Annotated in this window: 16 protein-coding genes; 6 read left to right on the top strand and 10 right to left on the bottom strand. The window is 66.0% G+C overall.

What is annotated here, in order from left to right:
• Positions 1 to 51: 51 nt before the first annotated feature.
• Complete coding sequence (msrA, locus tag Q8M85_RS00530) at positions 52 to 705, bottom strand: peptide-methionine (S)-S-oxide reductase MsrA (protein WP_305538994.1); 654 nt, start codon at positions 703 to 705, stop codon at positions 52 to 54.
• Between the two features lie 80 nt (positions 706 to 785).
• Positions 786 to 2,018: an MFS transporter gene (locus Q8M85_RS00535; RefSeq protein ID WP_305538995.1), complete on the bottom strand. Its 1,233-nt coding sequence runs from the start codon at positions 2,016 to 2,018 to the stop codon at positions 786 to 788.
• Between the two features lie 94 nt (positions 2,019 to 2,112).
• Between Q8M85_RS00535 and Q8M85_RS00540 the strand changes: the two genes are divergently transcribed.
• Complete coding sequence (locus Q8M85_RS00540; RefSeq protein WP_305538997.1) at positions 2,113 to 2,403, top strand: hypothetical protein; 291 nt, start codon at positions 2,113 to 2,115, stop codon at positions 2,401 to 2,403.
• Between the two features lie 110 nt (positions 2,404 to 2,513).
• On the opposite strand, the gene Q8M85_RS00545 is transcribed toward Q8M85_RS00540, so the two are convergent.
• Entirely contained in the window at positions 2,514 to 4,724 is a 2,211-nt protein-coding gene (locus tag Q8M85_RS00545) for a primosomal protein N' (RefSeq protein WP_305538999.1), read from the bottom strand.
• Between the two features lie 80 nt (positions 4,725 to 4,804).
• Here Q8M85_RS00545 and fsa point away from each other — a divergent pair, with 80 nt between their 5' ends.
• On the top strand, positions 4,805 to 5,458 hold the full coding sequence (fsa, locus tag Q8M85_RS00550; protein WP_305539001.1) for a fructose-6-phosphate aldolase: 654 nt from the start codon (positions 4,805 to 4,807) through the stop codon (positions 5,456 to 5,458).
• A 456-nt stretch (positions 5,459 to 5,914) separates the two neighbouring features.
• On the opposite strand, the gene Q8M85_RS00555 is transcribed toward fsa, so the two are convergent.
• Positions 5,915 to 6,544, bottom strand: coding sequence for an MSMEG_1061 family FMN-dependent PPOX-type flavoprotein (locus tag Q8M85_RS00555; RefSeq protein WP_305539122.1), 630 nt, complete (start codon positions 6,542 to 6,544; stop codon positions 5,915 to 5,917).
• 143 nt (positions 6,545 to 6,687) lie between these two features.
• Complete coding sequence (locus Q8M85_RS00560; protein ID WP_305539003.1) at positions 6,688 to 7,194, bottom strand: BrnA antitoxin family protein; 507 nt, start codon at positions 7,192 to 7,194, stop codon at positions 6,688 to 6,690.
• A gap of 216 nt (positions 7,195 to 7,410) precedes the next feature.
• On the opposite strand from Q8M85_RS00560, the gene Q8M85_RS00565 reads away from it, so the two are divergent.
• The 3 genes from Q8M85_RS00565 to Q8M85_RS00575 are packed head-to-tail and all read left to right on the top strand — an operon-like array spanning position 7,411 to position 9,788.
• Positions 7,411 to 8,109 carry a DUF484 family protein gene (locus Q8M85_RS00565; protein WP_305539005.1) on the top strand — a complete coding sequence of 233 codons (699 nt, stop codon included), beginning with the start codon at positions 7,411 to 7,413 and terminating at the stop codon, positions 8,107 to 8,109.
• The gene (locus Q8M85_RS00570; RefSeq protein ID WP_305539007.1) at positions 8,097 to 9,032 is read left to right on the top strand and encodes a tyrosine recombinase XerC; all 936 of its coding nucleotides are present in this window, start codon (positions 8,097 to 8,099) and stop codon (positions 9,030 to 9,032) included. The genes Q8M85_RS00565 and Q8M85_RS00570 overlap by 13 nt, the downstream gene beginning before the upstream one ends.
• A gap of 51 nt (positions 9,033 to 9,083) precedes the next feature.
• Entirely contained in the window at positions 9,084 to 9,788 is a 705-nt protein-coding gene (locus tag Q8M85_RS00575) for a phosphatidylcholine/phosphatidylserine synthase (protein ID WP_305539009.1), read from the top strand.
• Positions 9,789 to 9,877: 89 nt separating this feature from the next.
• Here Q8M85_RS00575 and Q8M85_RS00580 read toward each other — a convergent pair whose 3' ends face one another.
• The 4 genes from Q8M85_RS00580 to Q8M85_RS00595 form a co-directional block, all read right to left on the bottom strand.
• A complete protein-coding gene (locus Q8M85_RS00580; RefSeq protein ID WP_305539011.1) occupies positions 9,878 to 10,714 on the bottom strand; it encodes a DMT family transporter in 837 nt (278 codons plus the stop codon).
• A gap of 144 nt (positions 10,715 to 10,858) precedes the next feature.
• Positions 10,859 to 11,086, bottom strand: a complete 228-nt coding sequence (locus Q8M85_RS00585; protein ID WP_305539013.1) for a DUF3253 domain-containing protein — start codon at positions 11,084 to 11,086, stop codon at positions 10,859 to 10,861.
• The gene (locus Q8M85_RS00590) at positions 11,083 to 11,529 is read right to left on the bottom strand and encodes a methylated-DNA--[protein]-cysteine S-methyltransferase (RefSeq protein ID WP_305539015.1); all 447 of its coding nucleotides are present in this window, start codon (positions 11,527 to 11,529) and stop codon (positions 11,083 to 11,085) included. Before Q8M85_RS00590 ends, Q8M85_RS00585 begins: the two co-directional genes overlap by 4 nt.
• On the bottom strand, positions 11,526 to 12,398 hold the full coding sequence (locus Q8M85_RS00595) for a LysR family transcriptional regulator (protein ID WP_305539017.1): 873 nt from the start codon (positions 12,396 to 12,398) through the stop codon (positions 11,526 to 11,528). The genes Q8M85_RS00590 and Q8M85_RS00595 overlap by 4 nt, the downstream gene beginning before the upstream one ends.
• A 103-nt stretch (positions 12,399 to 12,501) precedes the next feature.
• Here Q8M85_RS00595 and Q8M85_RS00600 point away from each other — a divergent pair, with 103 nt between their 5' ends.
• Complete coding sequence (locus Q8M85_RS00600) at positions 12,502 to 12,717, top strand: hypothetical protein (RefSeq protein ID WP_305539019.1); 216 nt, start codon at positions 12,502 to 12,504, stop codon at positions 12,715 to 12,717.
• Between the two features lie 89 nt (positions 12,718 to 12,806).
• On the opposite strand, the gene ileS is transcribed toward Q8M85_RS00600, so the two are convergent.
• A complete protein-coding gene (ileS, locus tag Q8M85_RS00605) occupies positions 12,807 to 15,725 on the bottom strand; it encodes an isoleucine--tRNA ligase (protein WP_305539021.1) in 2,919 nt (972 codons plus the stop codon).
• Positions 15,726 to 15,804: the final 79 nt, after the last annotated feature.

Consider the following 15,804-nt stretch of genomic DNA (forward strand, 5'->3'; position numbering starts at 1 on the left):
TCTCCAGGGTTCAGGGCCGGATAGTCCCCGGCCCCGCCCCGGTCAAGCCGCTCACGCGCGGACGCCGGTCCCGATCGGGCAGGTCACCCCGGTCCCGCCCACGCCGCAATAGCCGCCCGGGTTCTTCGCCAGATACTGCTGGTGATAGTCCTCGGCATAGTAGAACACCGGCGCGGGCAGGATCTCGGTCGTGATCGGCCCCATCCCCGCCGCCTTCAGCGCCCCGGCATAAACCGCCCTCGACGCCTCGGCCGCCGCCGCCTGCTCGGGCGTATAGGTGTAGATCCCCGACCGATAGGTCGAGCCGACGTCATTGCCCTGCCGCATCCCCTGCGTCGGGTCGTGGCCTTCCCAGAAGACCTTCAAAAGCCCTTCATAGCTGATGACCGAGGGATCGAAGATCACCCGCACCACCTCGTTGTGGCCCGTCATCTGGGTGCATGTCTCCTTGTAGGTCGGGTTCGGCGTATAGCCCCCCGCATAGCCGACCATCGTCAGCCAGACACCGGGGGTCTGCCAGAACTTCCGCTCCACGCCCCAGAAGCAGCCCATCCCGAACATGGCTTCTTCCATGCCGTCGGGCACCGGCGATTTCAGCGGGATTCCCGACAGGAAATGCACCTCTGCCGTCGGCAACGGCTCGGCCCGCCCCGGCAGGGCCTTGTCCGGCGTGACCATTTCCATCGACTTGCGGGTGAAGAACATCTGTGACCTCCGTATCCTAGGCTGCATATAGGCCGCCGCGCCGGAAACCCAACGCCCGTTACAGCCGCCTCACCGCGCCTTTACTCGGCCGGTTGCGGCAGCCCCCGCGAAAAGACCGTTTCCAGCCCCGGCTCCGGGTGGCGCGGGATCAGACAGATCAGGCCAAAGGCAAAGAGCGCCATCCCCGCCCCCAGCAGGAACACATAGTCCGGCGAGGTCGCCCACAGATAGCCCAGCGCCGCTGGCAGGAACACCGCCGCGATATGGTTGATGGTGAACGCCACCGCCGCCGTCGGTGCAATGTCGCGCGGATCGGCGATCTTCTGGAAATAGGTCTTCAGGCTGAACGACAGCGCAAAGAACAGCTGGTCGAGGATATAGAGGCCCCCCGCGACCACGATCCCCCAGCCGAACCAGTATAGCCCGCCATAGGCCAGGAAGACCAGTGTCAGGCCGATATATTCGAACCCCATGACATTCCGCTCGCCATACTTGCCCAGCGCCCGACCCATCGACGGCGCCACGGCCATGTTGATCAGGTAGTTGCAAAGCAGCAAAAGCGTCATTTCGCTGACCTTCATCCCGAACCGCTCCACCATCATGAAGCCCGCGAAGACCACGAAGATCTGCCGCCGCGCGCCCGCCATGAACTGCAGCGCGTAATACAGCCAGTACCGCCGCCGCAGGACCATGTGCTTGTGCTGCGCATGCGGGCTTTCAAACTGCGGATAGGCCAGCGCCGCAAAGATCACGATCAGCACCGTCAACCCGCCCGAGGCCAGATAGACCGTGCTGTAGTCCAGCCCCAGTGTGTCCCACAGCGCCACGATGGCCCCATAGGCCGCCAGCGACGCCCTCGCGCCCACTGCCACGATCCGCCCCAGCACAATGGGCGCGCGGGCCTTGTCGATCCATTGCAGTTGCAGCGACTGGTTCACCGTCTCGAAGTAATGAAACCCGATCGACGACAACAGTGTCATCACCAGAAGCCCCGAGAAACTGGTGAACCAGCCCGTCATCGCCGTCGCCGCCCCCAGAAGCGCCAGCGCCAGAAGCGCCAGCACCTGTTCCCGCATCACCAGCAGCACCAGGATCACCCCGATGGCCAGGAACCCCGGAATCTCCCGCACCGTATGCAGCCAGCCGATCTCTTTCCCCGTGAACGCCGCCACCTCGATGACGAAGTTGTTCAGCAGCGCCGACCAGGTCGCGAAACTCAAGGGCATCGCCGCCGCCATCAGATAAAGCAGCGCCTCCGGCCGCCGCCACAGGGGCAGACGGTCAGTCTCGGACAGGGGCATGAGATTGGACATGCGCAGGACTTAGCGAAAATGGCCCCCAAGGCAAAGCCCAAGCTTGTGCCCCGCACAATCCCCGGCCACCCTGCACGGGCAGGAGGGACCCGCCATGTCCGAAAAGACCCTCGTCGAGAACGTCGGCCAGCCCGGCAAGACGACCCGTGTCGACGCCGCCAAATACGCCGAGATGCGCAAGGCCGTCCTCGCCGTCACGCCCACCGATCCCCCCGGCCTCACCCCCGCCCAGATCATCGAGGCGGTGAAACCCCACCTCTCCGCCACCCTCTTCCCCGGCGGCGAAACCGCAGGCTGGTGGGTCAAATGCGTCCAGCTGGACCTGGAGGCGAAGGGGCTGCTGAAACGCGCGCCGAAAGCTCCCGTCCGCCTCCACCGGCCCTGACCCATTCATCTTTGCCCAAATATCCCCGCCGGAGGCGCCCCGAGCTGCCCAAGCCACAGCGCATCCAGTATGACCTGCAAGGTATGGTGGGCGATATCGCCCACCCTACGCTAAAGAAAACTCTGCGGATCAATATCCACCGCCAACCGCAAATCCCTCGGCAGCTTGAACTGCGCCAGCCACTCCGCCAATGCCGCCTGCAACGGCGCTCCCTTCTCCGCCTTCACCAGAAGCCGCACCCGGTGCCGCCCCCGGACCCGGGCAATCGGCGCAGGCGCAGGCCCCCAGACCTCCGCCCCGATCCGCCGCAACGGCTCCACCCGCCGCGCCAACTCCCCGCCAAAGTCAAACACCTGCGCCACGTCGGTTGAAGACAGGATTATCCCCGCCATCCGGCCATAAGGCGGCACGCCCGAGGCGCGGCGCTCTGCTGCCTCGGCGCGCCAGAACGCCTCCTCATCCCCGCCAAGGATCGCCCGGATCACCGGGTGTTCCGGCTGGTGGGTCTGCAGCCAGGCCTCGCCCTTCCGCTCCGCCGTCCGCCCCGCGCGCCCCGCGACCTGCCGCATCAGCTGGAACGTCCGCTCCGCCGCCCGCAGGTCCGATCCTTGCAGCCCAAGGTCCGCGTCGATCACCCCGACCAGCGTCAGCAGGGGAAAGTTGTGCCCCTTGGCCACGATCTGCGTGCCGATGATGATGTCCGCCCCGCCCGCGGAAATCTCGGCAATCTTCTCCTTCAGCGCCCGGGCCGAGCCGAACAGGTCCGACGACAGCACCGCCACCCGAGCCTCCGGGAACCGCGCCGCCACCTCTTCGGCCAACCGCTCCACCCCCGGCCCGACTGCCGCCATCCGCCCCTCCACTCCGCACGAAGGGCAAGCCAAAGGCACCGGCTTCGTCGCGCCGCACTGGTGGCAGACCAGCCGCTTCTGGAACCGATGCTCCACCATCCGCGCATCGCACTGGTCGCAGCCCACCTGATGCCCGCAGGCCCGGCACAGCGTCACCGGCGCGAACCCCCGGCGGTTCAGGAACAACAGCGCCTGCTCGCCGCGCTTGACCACCGAATCGACCTTCGCGGCCAAAGTCGGCGAGATCCACCGATCCCCCGGCAGCTTCTCGGCCCGCATATCAATCGCCCGCATCTCCGGCATCTCTGCAGCGCCAAAGCGCGACCCCAGATCCAGCCGCCGGTACTTCCCCGCCTCGACATTCGCCCAGGTCTCCAGGCTGGGCGTCGCCGAAGCCAGCACCACCGCGCAGCCACACACCGCCGCCCGCAAGACCGCCATGTCCCGCGCGTTGTAAAGAACCCCCTCCTCCTGCTTGTACGAGGTGTCGTGCTCCTCATCGACGACGATCAGCCCCAGGTCCTGGAACGGCAGGAACAGCGCCGACCGCGCACCAACGACCAGCCCCGCCTCCCCCTCCGCCGCCATCTTCCACAGCCGCCGCCGTTCCGTCATCGTGACGCCCGAGTGCCACTCCGCCGGCCGCGCCCCGAACCGCGCCTCCACCCGCGTCAGAAACTCCGCCGTCAGCGCGATCTCCGGCAGCAAGACCAACGCCTGCCGCCCCGAGCGCAGCGTTTCGGCCACCGCCTCCAGATAGACCTCGGTCTTCCCCGACCCTGTCACCCCCTTCAGCAGCGTCGCCGAATACCCCCCGAAAGCGACAGCGGCGACCAGCGCATCCCCCGCCGCCACCTGCTCGCCCTCCAGCCGCATCCCCTTCGCCGCCTGCAGCCGAGGATAGGGCGTATCCCGCGGCGCATCCTCCTCCGCCACCACCCCCAGCTTCACCAGCCCCTTCACAACGGAACTGCCACAAGCCGCCGCCTCCACCAGCTCTCCCAGCGTGACCGGAGAGCCGCCAAACGCCCGCAACGCCTCCACCACCCGATGCCGCGCGTCGGTCAGCTGGTTCGGCACCGCCCCCGCCAACCGATACACCCGCCGCACCGACGCAGGCTCCCCAAGCCCCGGAGTCCGCGTCGCCAGCCGCAACATCGCCGGCAGAGGCGTCAGCGTATACTCCGCCGCCCGCGCCAGGAACGCCCGCAACTCCCCCCGCATCGGCCGCGCGTCCAGCACCCGCCCGACAGGCCGCACCTTCGCGGGATCCCACCCGCCAGCCGCAGGCCCCCAGACCACCCCAAGCACCCGCCGCGGCCCCAAGGGCACCTCGACGAAATCCCCGTCCCCGCAGCCCCCCTCCGGCGCGCGGTAGTCCAGCACCCGCCCCAAAGGCTCCGTCGTCAGCACCCCGACCAGATCGCCCGCCTGATAGACCCGGTCCGCCACCTGAAACCTTTCGCTCATCCGCCGTTTGGGCTAAACCGCGCCCCGAGAGCATTCAACCCCCGGCTTGCGCCCCCCGCAACCGGCCAAGGGAGGTCCCCATGAAATTCTTCATCGACACCGCCGACGTCGACGCCATCCGTGAGCTTCACGACCTTGGCATGGTGGACGGCGTCACCACCAACCCGTCCCTGATCCTGAAATCCGGCCGCAACATCCTGGAAGTCACCAAGGAGATCTGCTCCTTCGTCAAAGGCCCCGTTTCGGCCGAAGTCGTGGCGCTGAAGGCCGAGGACATGATCGCCGAGGGCCGCAAGCTGGCCGCCATCGCCCCGAACATCGCCGTCAAGGTCCCGCTGACCTGGGACGGCCTCAAGACCTGCAAGGTCCTGTCGGGTGAGGGGTTCATGGTCAACGTCACCCTCTGCTTCTCCGCCAACCAGGCCCTGATCGCCGCCAAGGCCGGTGCGACCTTCATCTCGCCCTTCATCGGGCGGCTGGACGACATCAACCTCGACGGCCTCGACCTGATCGGCGACATCCGCACGATCTATGACAACTACGACTTCAAGACCCAGATCCTGGCGGCCTCGATCCGCACCGCCAACCACGTCAAGGACTGCGCCCTGATCGGAGCCGACGTCGTCACCGCCCCCCCCGCCGTGATCAAGGCGCTGGCAAGCCACGTGCTGACCGACAAGGGCCTCGACCAGTTCACGGCGGATTGGGCGAAGACGGGGCAGAAGATCCTGTAAGGGTCACGCCCGCGCACCTGTCATCCCCGCGAAAGCGGGGACACCACCAACGCGTCCCCCTGGATCCCCGCCTCCGCGGGGATGACAGGTAGGTCGGGGCCCGCCCCGACTCCCCGCCCCCGTAGGTCGGGGTTCACCCCGACTCCCCCACGGAACACGAGGGCCGCGCCCTCCCTCGGGCGGGCGCTCCAACGGTCGAGGGAGGCACTTTATGGTGCCACCCCTCCCACCGAAGTTCGGGTGACTGCCGCTGCAAAAGCGCCCTCCCGGGCGTTGGGGAGGGCGCGGCCCTGCGGCGCAAGCGCCTTGAGTCCGGGCCAAGGGGCGCTTCGGTCTGCACTCGAGACCCCACCAATCCCATCTTCGGGTGCGCTGACGGATATCAAACTTGACCACAGCCAAAGCTTGCCCCCACAGGCACGCAGGCGCAGTTTGATTGAATGACTGCCTTAAAGTTCAATAAAGCCGACTGACCTCGTCCGCGCTGTGGTCGTCTTGCACGTCGTCGAGTGTTTGTTCCCGCTCGACCGTTGCAATGACCCACTCCGCGAGTGTCGGGGCAGATTTGCGTTCCGGCCAATGATCCGAGTGCCACAGACGCGAGCGGATCATGGACTTGGAGCAATGCATGAAAGCTTCTTCAACGTCGACAACCAGCGCCAAAAGCGGTTCACGGCCGTTGACGGCATGCCGCTTGCTAATGGCATCATCCCTCACAATGCGCGCCTTGCCCGCAACACGCAGCGTATCACCGTGCCCAGGGACAATGAACAGAACTGCGATATTTGGGTCTTCAAGCAGATTGTGAAACCCGTCGACTCGATGGTTTCCCAGCCGATCTGGTATGATCATGGTCTTGTCGTCATAGACTTCCACAAAACCCATCGTGTCTCCTTTGGGCGATACGTCGATCAACCCTTTCGAAGACTTGGTCGCGATGACAATGAAAGGGCTTCGTTCAATGAACCTGCGGGCGACATCATTGAGGCGGTCGCTCACTTTCAGGAAGGTGTTTACAAAACCCTCCGTTGGAAGAAACTCGCGCAAACGCTCGACGGTTCGAATCTGTTCCTCTACATGAAGCATGGCGGGCAATCTCCCTTCCTGCAGAAGCGTAGACCACCCGGGGTCATCCGCATAGCGAACGTTTGAAGCCCGCGGCCAAGGTCCCTATCATCCCTGAAGCGTCTCGTTTAGGTGCCTCAGGACGCATGCCGAATTTGCCTGCCTCACCTCACCAACGGCCCGCCAAACACCCGCTCCTCCCCCTCCGCCACCGCCTTCTGCGCCCTCTCCTGGACCAAGGCCCGATCCGCCTCCACCACCCCTGGCCCCTCGTCCTCCCACGCCCCGCCCATCGCCTTAGCCACATCCCCGAACTGCGGCTTCTCACCCGCGTAAGCCTCCTCCCGCTCCCGGTAATGCGCCAGCGTCTCGGCGCCCCGGATCACCCCGGCCAGCCGCGCGTGCATGTAGCTGCGCAAGACGTCGTTGATCCGCGGCCCGTAGCCCTCGCCCATGGACCGGAAGAACTTCAGCACATCCGCCTCCAGCGCCAGCGTCACCTTCACCTTCGCCGCGCGGGGCGTGGCCGTGGCGATCTGGTGCCACGCCTCGGGGATGCGCCCTGTCAGCTCGATGGTGTTGTGCAGGTCCCATTCCAGACGTCGCATGACATCCATCATGTAGGTCATCTGGGCACGCTGGCGGGGGGTCAGTTTCTTCAGGTCGGGCATGGCGGCATCCTTTGCGGCCCCCACCCTCGGGCCCAAAGGTTAACGCCAGCCGACCCATACGTGCGTATGGACGCTTTCCATACCGGAACCCGACGCGGTCCAGACCCACTGTTGCATCCCTGCCCCATCCCCCGCTTACGCGGGCGAAAATGTGTCGCCATGTGCCTTAGCTTCGGCCTATAGTCTGCGGGAATTCCGACGGAAACTGGCCCTCACATGATCGAACCCGACCTCCGCGACCGGATCCTTGCCGAGCCTGAACGGCTCCTCGAAGACCGCGACGTGATGAACGCCCTCGTCTGCGCCAACGACCGCTCTCTCGGTGCGAATATCGTCGACCTCCGCGGCATCGCCATGCAGCGTCTGGAGAGCCGTCTCGACCGGCTGGAGGACACCCATCGCTCGGTGATCGCGGCCGCTTACGAGAACCTGGCCGGGACCAACCAGGTCCACCGGGCGGTACTTACGCTGCTGGAGCCGACGAATTTCGAAAGCTTCATCAAGGCTTTGACCGGAGAGGTCGCCCAGACCCTCCGCGTCGACACGGTCCGCCTCGTCCTGGAAACCCTGCAAGACGACCCCGACACCGACCCCACCCTCCGCCGCTTGGGCGAGGTCCTCCAGGTCGCCCCCGCAGGTTTTGTCGGCCACTACCTCACCAACGGCCGCAACGGCCCCGGTCGGCAGATCGTCCTGCGCTCCATCACCAGCCTCGCCCCCACGCTTTATGGTGAACGCGCCGAAGACATCCAGTCCGAAGCCCTGATGAAACTCGACCTCGGCCCCAACCGCCTGCCAGGCATGCTGGTCTTCGCCTCCGAAGACCCGACCCAGTTCAAGTCAACGCATGGCACTGATCTGCTTTCATTTTTTGCGGGTGTCTTCGAACGCTCGATGCGCCGGTGGCTGGGCTGACCGACCCCTTCCTGGCCCCCGCCCTCGGGGCCGCGCTGACGCAGTGGCTCTCGCACCTGCAGGCGCTGGAGGGCGCTGCGGGCAACACGGTCGAGGCCTATCGTCGCGACGTGTCCCGCTACCTCATGTTCCTCTCCGCCCATCAAGGCGGCGCCGAGGGCATCGCTGCCATAGCCCGCACCACCCAGACCGACCTCCGCGCCTGGATGGCCGAGGAACGGTCGCGCGGCCTGTCCGCCAGGTCACTCGCCCGCGCCCTGTCGGCGGTGAAAGGTTTCACCGCTTGGGCCGCCGACCGCACCCGCACGGATGCCACCACCGTCCTCTCCTCGCGCGGCCCCAAGTTCCGCCGCAAGCTCCCGCGCCCTCTCTCCGAAGATGGCGCAGCTGCGGTTCTGACCGACATCGGACTGGACGCCCGCGAGGACTGGATCGCCGCCCGAGATACCGCGATCGCCACGCTCCTCTACGGCCTCGGCCTGCGGATCTCGGAAGCACTTTCCCTTTCGGGCGGCAACCATCCCCTGCCCCCGACCCTGCGCATCACCGGCAAAGGCGGCAAGACGCGCCCTGTCCCCGTGATCCCCGCCGCAGCCGAGGCCGTTGCGGCTTACGTCCGGCTTTGCCCCTACAACCTTGCCCCCTTAGAGCCACTGTTTCGCGGCGCACGGGGCGGCCCGGTGAACCCCCGGCTGATCCAGGCCGCGATGGAGCGAGCCCGCCTCCGCCTGGGTCTGCCTGCCACTGCGACACCCCACGCCTTGCGGCACAGCTTCGCCACGCACCTCCTGTCCGCTGGCGGAGACCTGCGCGCGATCCAAGAGTTACTGGGCCACGCCTCGCTTTCCACCACCCAGGCCTACACCGCCGTCGATGCCGCGCGGCTGATGGAGGTCTACGAAAAAGCCCACCCGCGCGCCTGATTGCGGCACCTCCCAGTTGCACCGCGACCCGTAATCCGCCATCAAGTCCTCATGAGCCCGCGCCTGAAAGCCCTGTCCGTCCATCTGCTCACCGCCTCTGGCGCGGTGTTGGCGATGTTCGCCATGCTTGCCGCCGTGCAGGAAAACTGGAGCCTGATGTTCCTCTGGCTGGTCGTGGCGCTGATCGTCGACGGGATCGACGGCCCCTTGGCCCGAAAATACGAAGTCCACAAGAACTGGCCGACCTATGACGGCGTGTTGATGGACCTGATTGTCGACTATCTGACCTATGTCTTCATCCCGGCCTTCGCGCTGTTCCAGTCCGGCCTACTGCCCGGCTGGACCGGCTGGCTGGCGATCATTGTGATCTGCTTCGGCTCGGTGGTCTATTTCGCGGACACCCGCATGAAGACCAAGGACAAAAGCTTTGCCGGCTTCCCCGCCTGCTGGAACATGGTCGTGCTGGTCCTTTTCGCGACCAAGCCCGGCGAAGCGGTGATCCTGATGGTGGTGATCCTTCTGACCGTGACGATGTTCACGAATCTCAAGTTCATCCATCCCGTCCGAACCAGTCGCTGGTACGAGCTGTCGATTGGCGTCTGCATCGCCTGGATCGTCCTGGCCGGCTGGGCCGCCTGGTGGGACTTCAATGAGGGTCCGGTGGCGAAGTGGCTTCTAGTGCTGACCTCGATGTACCTGATGCTGGCAGGGATCGCGCAACAGATCATCCCCGAAGGCATCCGCCGGGTACGGTAGTCGAAACGCTCGTCGATGACTGCGTCACTCCTCGCTGACCCTGCGCCGCCGCGCGAGGAGAAGTCGAAGACGCACGACGAGCCGTCCCTTCAGAGCCGCGTCAGCATCACGCCCGCCACGATGATCAGCGCAGCCACCGCCTTTTCCCCGGTCATCTTTTCGCCGAAGATCAGCCAGCCGATCAGCACTGCGAACAGGATCGAGGTTTCGCGCAGCGCCGCCACCACCGCGATGGGCGCAGTGGTCATCGCCCAGATTGATACCGCATAGGCACCATAGCTTGCGGTCGACGCGAAGGCCCCCACCCGCCAGGCCTGCCAGTGGCGTGGGATCACGTCCCAGCCCCGCAGCGCAAGCATCCCCAGCGTGAAGAACACGCCATCCGCAACAAAGACCCACGCCACATAGGCGGCGGGAGAGCCCGAGACCCGAGCCCCCATTCCGTCGATCAGCGTATAGGTCGCCGTCGCGCATGCCGAGCCAAGGGCAAAGGGCAGAAGCTTGCGGTCCTCGCCACTGGTGAACACACCGCGCGCCATCAGCAGGATACCGGCCGCTACCACTGCGATCCCGATGTACTCCTGCTGCGTAACCGCATCGGTCAGGAAGGCCGCGCCGAACACCGCCACGATCATCGGCGCGGCACCACGCGCGATAGGGTAGACCCGGCTGAGGTCGCCCCGGTCATAGGCATAGGTCAGGAAGAACTTGTAGGCGAAGTGCGTGCAGCCCGCCGCGACGACCCAAGGGATCGCCGCCGGCGCGATGGACGGGGTCAGGATTACGACTGCCAGCCCGATCGGCACCTCGACTATGGACAGGATCACCATCCCGCCGACCTTCGAGGTCCCCAGCTTGATCAGCGCATTCCAAAGCGCATGCAGAAAGGCCGCACCAAGGACGGCCAGGAAGATGCCAAGGCTCAATGCGCACCCGTCATGTAACTGTCACGGAAGGCGTATGCCCAGGCTGCATCGCATACAAGCCGTCGCCTGAGTCCAGTCTCTTGCCGTCGATAGGCTCAGGGCCAGCGTAGGGTGGGCGATATCGCCCACCCTACCCCTGCGACATCAGCGCAACCGCAGCCGGATCGGTCCCCGTGCAGTCAAGGGGTCCACCTCCACCCCGTTCTGCGTCGCCAGAATCTCCGGCATCCCCGCCGCCACCCGGCGGACCTCGGGCATCATCGCCTGCCACTCGTCCGGCTCCAGCACCTTTGCCACCTCCGACGGACAGAGCGACTTTTCCCGGCCCCTTTGCAGCGCCAGATCCAGAATGGCCTCCCGCACCCCGCTCATATCAACAGCGCCCCTTCATGGCGCAAGAGGGCTGCCTTCGTCTCCACTCCGCCAGGCGCCGAGAACCCACCGAACCAGTTCGTTCCCGTCACCCGGTGGCAGGGGATCAGGATCGGCAGAGGGTTCGCCCCGCAGGCCTGTCCGACGGACTGCGCCGGGGCGCCCACCTCCTTGGCGATCTGCCCATAGGTCCGTGTCTCGCCCCAGGGGATCTTTGTCATCGCCCGCCGGACGTCGGCGTTCAGCCCCGTCCCCCAGTCCAGCGGCAGGTCGAAACGCCTGAGGCGCCCGTCGAAATAGGCCGCCAGTTGCGCCAAGCCCTCGCTCAGCAGCGCAGTCTGCCCGGAGACCTCCGGCAGGCGCCACTCCAGCCCGACCAGCAGACCGTCCCGTTCGACCAGACCGACCGGCCCGAACGGCCCCACGATCCCCGCCCGGATCATGGCATCCCTTCCCGCAACGGCGCAAAGGCCGCGCGCAGGATGTCGGCCATCCCCTCCACCGCCGGAGAGGTGCCGCGCGGGTTCCGCCGCAGCACCACGCGCGCCTGATCGACGATGGGAAAGCCGTCCTCTGTCGTCAGTTCCCGGCACCCCGGCGGGATCGTGCTGCGCGACAAGGGCGCAATGGCCATCCCGTTCGTCACCGCCACCCGGAACCCGCCCGCCATGTCGCAGGCCCAGGCCGCGCGCCAGTCGATCCCCAGCCGGTTCAGCGACCCTTCCACGTAGTCCCGGCTCCATTCCGATTTGAAATACATCGCCACCGGCACCGGCCGCCGCAGGTGCTGGGCGTGGGTTACCGAGGTCACCCAGACCGTCGGGTCGATGCACAGGACCTCGCCCTCCTGCACATATTGCCAGTCGTAGATCACCCCCAGGTCGATCTCGTCTGCCTCCAGCGCCGCGATCTGCGCCGAGGAATGGTCGACCCGGACCGAGACCTGCACCCCCTCGTGCCGCTCGTCGAAGGCGGCAAGCGCCCGGGGCAGCACCGTCCCGGAATATTCGTCCGAGATCCCTACCCGCACCGGCCCGACAAGCGGCTTTTCCCGCAGCGCGATTGCCGCCTCATCCAGCAACGCCACCACCCGGCGCGCATAGGGGATCAGTTGCTCACCGCGCGGGGTCAGCACCACGCCGCGCGCCTGACGTTCGAACAGGGGCTGGCCCAGGCTCTCCTCCAGCCGCTTCACCTGCAGGCTGACCGCCGACTGCGTCCGCAACAGACGCCCGGCCGCCGCCGTGACCGACCCGCTGTCCGCCACGGCCAGGAAACTGCGCATCAGGTCACTGTCAAGCGGTGCAGGCATGGTCCACCCATGAGCCAAGTGAATATCAGCCATGAAACCTATTCGTTTGTGAAATGTCAAACCCGGGCCTATCTCTGGGTCTCACACAAAGGAGACCTGACCCATGTTCGCCCGCCTCTTCGCCCTGCTGCAGCTGCGCCGCTCGACCGCGTTCCTGCTGGAACGCGAAGACGATCACTTGCTGGACGACATCGGTCTGACCCGTGACGATCTTCTGGCCCTGCACCGGGGCGAGTCCCCCGTCCAGGCTCAGGCGAAAGTCCTGCGCTTTCATTCGACGCCGACGCCCCGCGGTCTCCCCGTAGGCGGTTCGGCCTGACTCTTCGCCGGGGGTCTGGGGCCCTCGGCGAAGATTTTTCCCGTAACGCGACACCTCCGCGAGGAGCGCGCGGCGAACAGCGCCGCGCCTCAGCCCAAGGCGTCGTTGCAGCGCTGGCAGGTGCCGGGGTGCTTGTGGCTGCCCACATCCGGCAGCACGCGCCAGCAGCGTTCGCATTTCTGGCCGCTGGCGGGTTCGAACCGCACGGCAACCCCAGGAACGTCCGGCAGGACGAACGCGTCGGTCGAAACACTGTCGACCGACAGCTTCAGGCCCGAGGTGATGCACAGTTCGGCAAAGCTCTCGGCGTCCATGCCAAGGTCGTTCCGGTCCAGGAACACCACCGGCGCGGCTTCCAGGCTTGACCCGATCACCTTTGCCGTCCGCTGCACCTCCAGCGCCCCCGTCACCACACGGCGCACCTCGCGGATGGTTTCCCACTTCGCCGCCAGCGCCTCATCGCGCCAACTTGCCGGGGTCTCGGGGAAGTCGACCAGATGGACCGAGCTTTCCTCGCCCGGGAACCGCTCCAGCCAGACCTCCTCCATCGTAAAGACCAGGACCGGCGCAAGCCAGGTGGTCAGCCGTTGGAACAGGATGTCCATCACCGTCCGGCAGGCCCGACGGCGCAGGCTCGTGGCCGGATCGCAGTAAAGCGCGTCCTTGCGGATGTCGAAATAGACCGCCGACAGGTCCGTGGTGCAGAAGGTGAACAGCTTCTGGAACACGCCCTGGAAGTCGTATTTCGCGTAACCCTCGCGGACCTCCTGGTCCAGTTCCGCCAGCCGATGCAGCACCCACCGCTCCAGCTCCGGCATCTCCGCAGGCTCCACCCGCTCGGCATCGCTGAACCCGCCAAGGGCGCCCAGCATGTAGCGCATCGTGTTGCGCAGGCGGCGATAGCTGTCGGCGACGCCTTTCAGGATTTCCTTCCCGATCCGCAGGTCCACGGTGTAGTCCGACTGCGCCACCCAGAGCCGCAGGATATCCGCACCGTACTCGCCGATCACCGCTTGCGGCGCCACGGTATTGCCAAGCGACTTGGACATCTTCATGCCCTTCTCGTCCAGCGTGAACCCGTGCGTCAGCACCCCGCGATAGGGCGCGCGGCCCTTGGTGCCGCAGGACTGCAGCATCGACGAATGGAACCATCCGCGATGCTGGTCGGTGCCTTCCAGGTAAAGGTCCGCGATCCCGTCCGCCGCGCCATCCTCGCGGTCGCGCAGCACGAAGGCATGGGTCGAGCCGCTATCGAACCACACGTCCAGCACGTCGAAGACCTGTTCATAATCGGACGGATTGACGATGCCATCCAGCATCCGTTCCTTGAATCCCTGCACATACCAGACATCGGCACCGTCCGCCTCGAACGCCGCCCTGATCCGCGCGTTGACCTCGGCGTTCCGCAACAGGAAGTCCGGCGCATCCGGCCGCGCCCCCTTCTTGACGAAGGCGGTCAGCGGAACCCCCCAGGCGCGCTGGCGCGACAGCACCCAGTCCGGCCGCGCCTCGATCATCGAATGGAGGCGATTGCGGCCCGTCGCGGGCGTCCACTCCACCAGCTGATTGATCGACGTCAGCGCCCGCTTGCGGATCGTGTCGCCATAGGTGGTCATCCCGTCGTCAAGCGTCCGGTCGATCGCCACGAACCACTGCGGCGTGTTGCGGTAGATGACAGGGGCCTTCGACCGCCAGCTGTGCGGATAGGAATGTTTCAGCTTCCCCTTGGCAAAAAGCGCGCCCGAATAGGCCAGCTGCTTGATGACGCTGACGTTCGCCGGCCCCTCCTTGCCCTCGGGCGTGATGATGTGCTGCCCGCCGAACAGCGGCAGGTCGGTGCGATACGACCCGTCCGCTTCGACGTTGTAGGTCATCGGCAGGCCGAACTTCACGCCCAGCTGATAGTCGTCATCGCCGTGGCTGGGGGCTGTATGCACAAACCCCGTCCCCGCATCGTCCGTGACGTGATCACCGGGAAGCATGGGCACGTCATAGTCCCACTCACCGTTACCGCCTTCGACACCGCGGAACGGATGCGCCAGCACCATCCCTTTCAGGTCCGCCGCCGAAACATCCGCAAGCCGCCGCACCATTTCCGGCCCGACCAGCTTGGCCTGCCCGAACACCGCCTCGGCCAGCTTGTCGGCCACCACAACCCGTTGCCCGATGGTGGCCTGGCTATCCTCCGGCCGCCCGATGATCTCGTAAAGCCCATAGGCAATCTCGGGCCCGAAGGCGACCGCCCGGTTCTGCGGGATCGTCCAGGGAGTCGTCGTCCAGATCACCACATCCGTCGGCGTATTGGAAAAGACCGCATCGCCGTGGATCACCCGGAACCGCACCCAAACCTGATGGCTGGTATGGTCGTGATACTCCACCTCCGCCTCGGCCAGCGCGGTCTTCTCGACCGGCGACCACATCACTGGCTTCGACCCCTGATAGAGCGAGCCGTTCATGACGAACTTCATGAACTCGTCCGCGATCACCGCCTCGGCGTGGTAGTCCATCGTGAGATACGGACGGTCCCACTTGCCCGTCACGCCCAGCCGCTTGAACTCCTCGCGCTGGACGTCGATCCAGCCCTCGGCAAAGCGGCGACATTCCTGGCGGAAGTCGACGATGTCCACGTCGTCCTTGTTCAGGCCGCGGGCGCGGTACTGCTCCTCGATCTTCCACTCGATCGGCAACCCGTGGCAGTCCCAGCCCGGCACATAACGGGCATCGCGGCCCATCATCTGCTGGCTGCGCACCACCATGTCCTTCAAGACCTTGTTCAGCGCGTGGCCGATGTGCAGGTGTCCGTTCGCGTAAGGAGGACCATCGTGCAGCACGAACGGAGCCCGTCCGGCAGCCGAGGAACGCAGCCGGTCATAGACCCCGATCCGCTCCCACCGGGCCAGCCAGTCCGGCTCGCGCTGGGGCAGGCCCGCCCGCATCGGGAAGGCGGTCTCGGGCAGGAATACGGTGTCACGGTAATCGACAGACGGGGCGGCGGTATCGGCGCACATGGCAGGAAAACCTCAAAGGTCAGGGGCAGAAGGGTCCATTCCGGGACCAGCGGCAAGACAACGAACCCGGCCAGGCCTC

Origin of the sequence: Tabrizicola sp., assembly GCF_030694085.1 — a bacterium.
Taxonomy (GTDB): domain Bacteria; phylum Pseudomonadota; class Alphaproteobacteria; order Rhodobacterales; family Rhodobacteraceae; genus Tabrizicola.

Excerpts from the sequence above, each read along its gene's own strand:
- Q8M85_RS00585 (WP_305539013.1), bottom strand. The coding sequence starts at position 11,086 with ATGAGCGGGGTGCGGGAGGCCATTCTGGATCTGGCGCTGCAAAGGGGC.
- Q8M85_RS00590 (WP_305539015.1), bottom strand. The coding sequence starts at position 11,529 with ATGATCCGGGCGGGGATCGTGGGGCCGTTCGGGCCGGTCGGTCTGGTC.
- Q8M85_RS00545 (WP_305538999.1), bottom strand. The coding sequence starts at position 4,724 with ATGAGCGAAAGGTTTCAGGTGGCGGACCGGGTCTATCAGGCGGGCGAT.
- Q8M85_RS00540 (WP_305538997.1), top strand. The coding sequence starts at position 2,113 with ATGTCCGAAAAGACCCTCGTCGAGAACGTCGGCCAGCCCGGCAAGACG.
- Q8M85_RS00555 (WP_305539122.1), bottom strand. The coding sequence starts at position 6,544 with ATGCTTCATGTAGAGGAACAGATTCGAACCGTCGAGCGTTTGCGCGAG.
- ileS (WP_305539021.1), bottom strand. The coding sequence starts at position 15,725 with ATGTGCGCCGATACCGCCGCCCCGTCTGTCGATTACCGTGACACCGTA.
- Q8M85_RS00535 (WP_305538995.1), bottom strand. The coding sequence starts at position 2,018 with ATGTCCAATCTCATGCCCCTGTCCGAGACTGACCGTCTGCCCCTGTGG.
- Q8M85_RS00600 (WP_305539019.1), top strand. The coding sequence starts at position 12,502 with ATGTTCGCCCGCCTCTTCGCCCTGCTGCAGCTGCGCCGCTCGACCGCG.
- Q8M85_RS00560 (WP_305539003.1), bottom strand. The coding sequence starts at position 7,194 with ATGCCCGACCTGAAGAAACTGACCCCCCGCCAGCGTGCCCAGATGACC.
- Q8M85_RS00575 (WP_305539009.1), top strand. The coding sequence starts at position 9,084 with ATGAGCCCGCGCCTGAAAGCCCTGTCCGTCCATCTGCTCACCGCCTCT.
- fsa (WP_305539001.1), top strand. The coding sequence starts at position 4,805 with ATGAAATTCTTCATCGACACCGCCGACGTCGACGCCATCCGTGAGCTT.
- Q8M85_RS00595 (WP_305539017.1), bottom strand. The coding sequence starts at position 12,398 with ATGCCTGCACCGCTTGACAGTGACCTGATGCGCAGTTTCCTGGCCGTG.
- Q8M85_RS00565 (WP_305539005.1), top strand. The coding sequence starts at position 7,411 with ATGATCGAACCCGACCTCCGCGACCGGATCCTTGCCGAGCCTGAACGG.
- msrA (WP_305538994.1), bottom strand. The coding sequence starts at position 705 with ATGTTCTTCACCCGCAAGTCGATGGAAATGGTCACGCCGGACAAGGCC.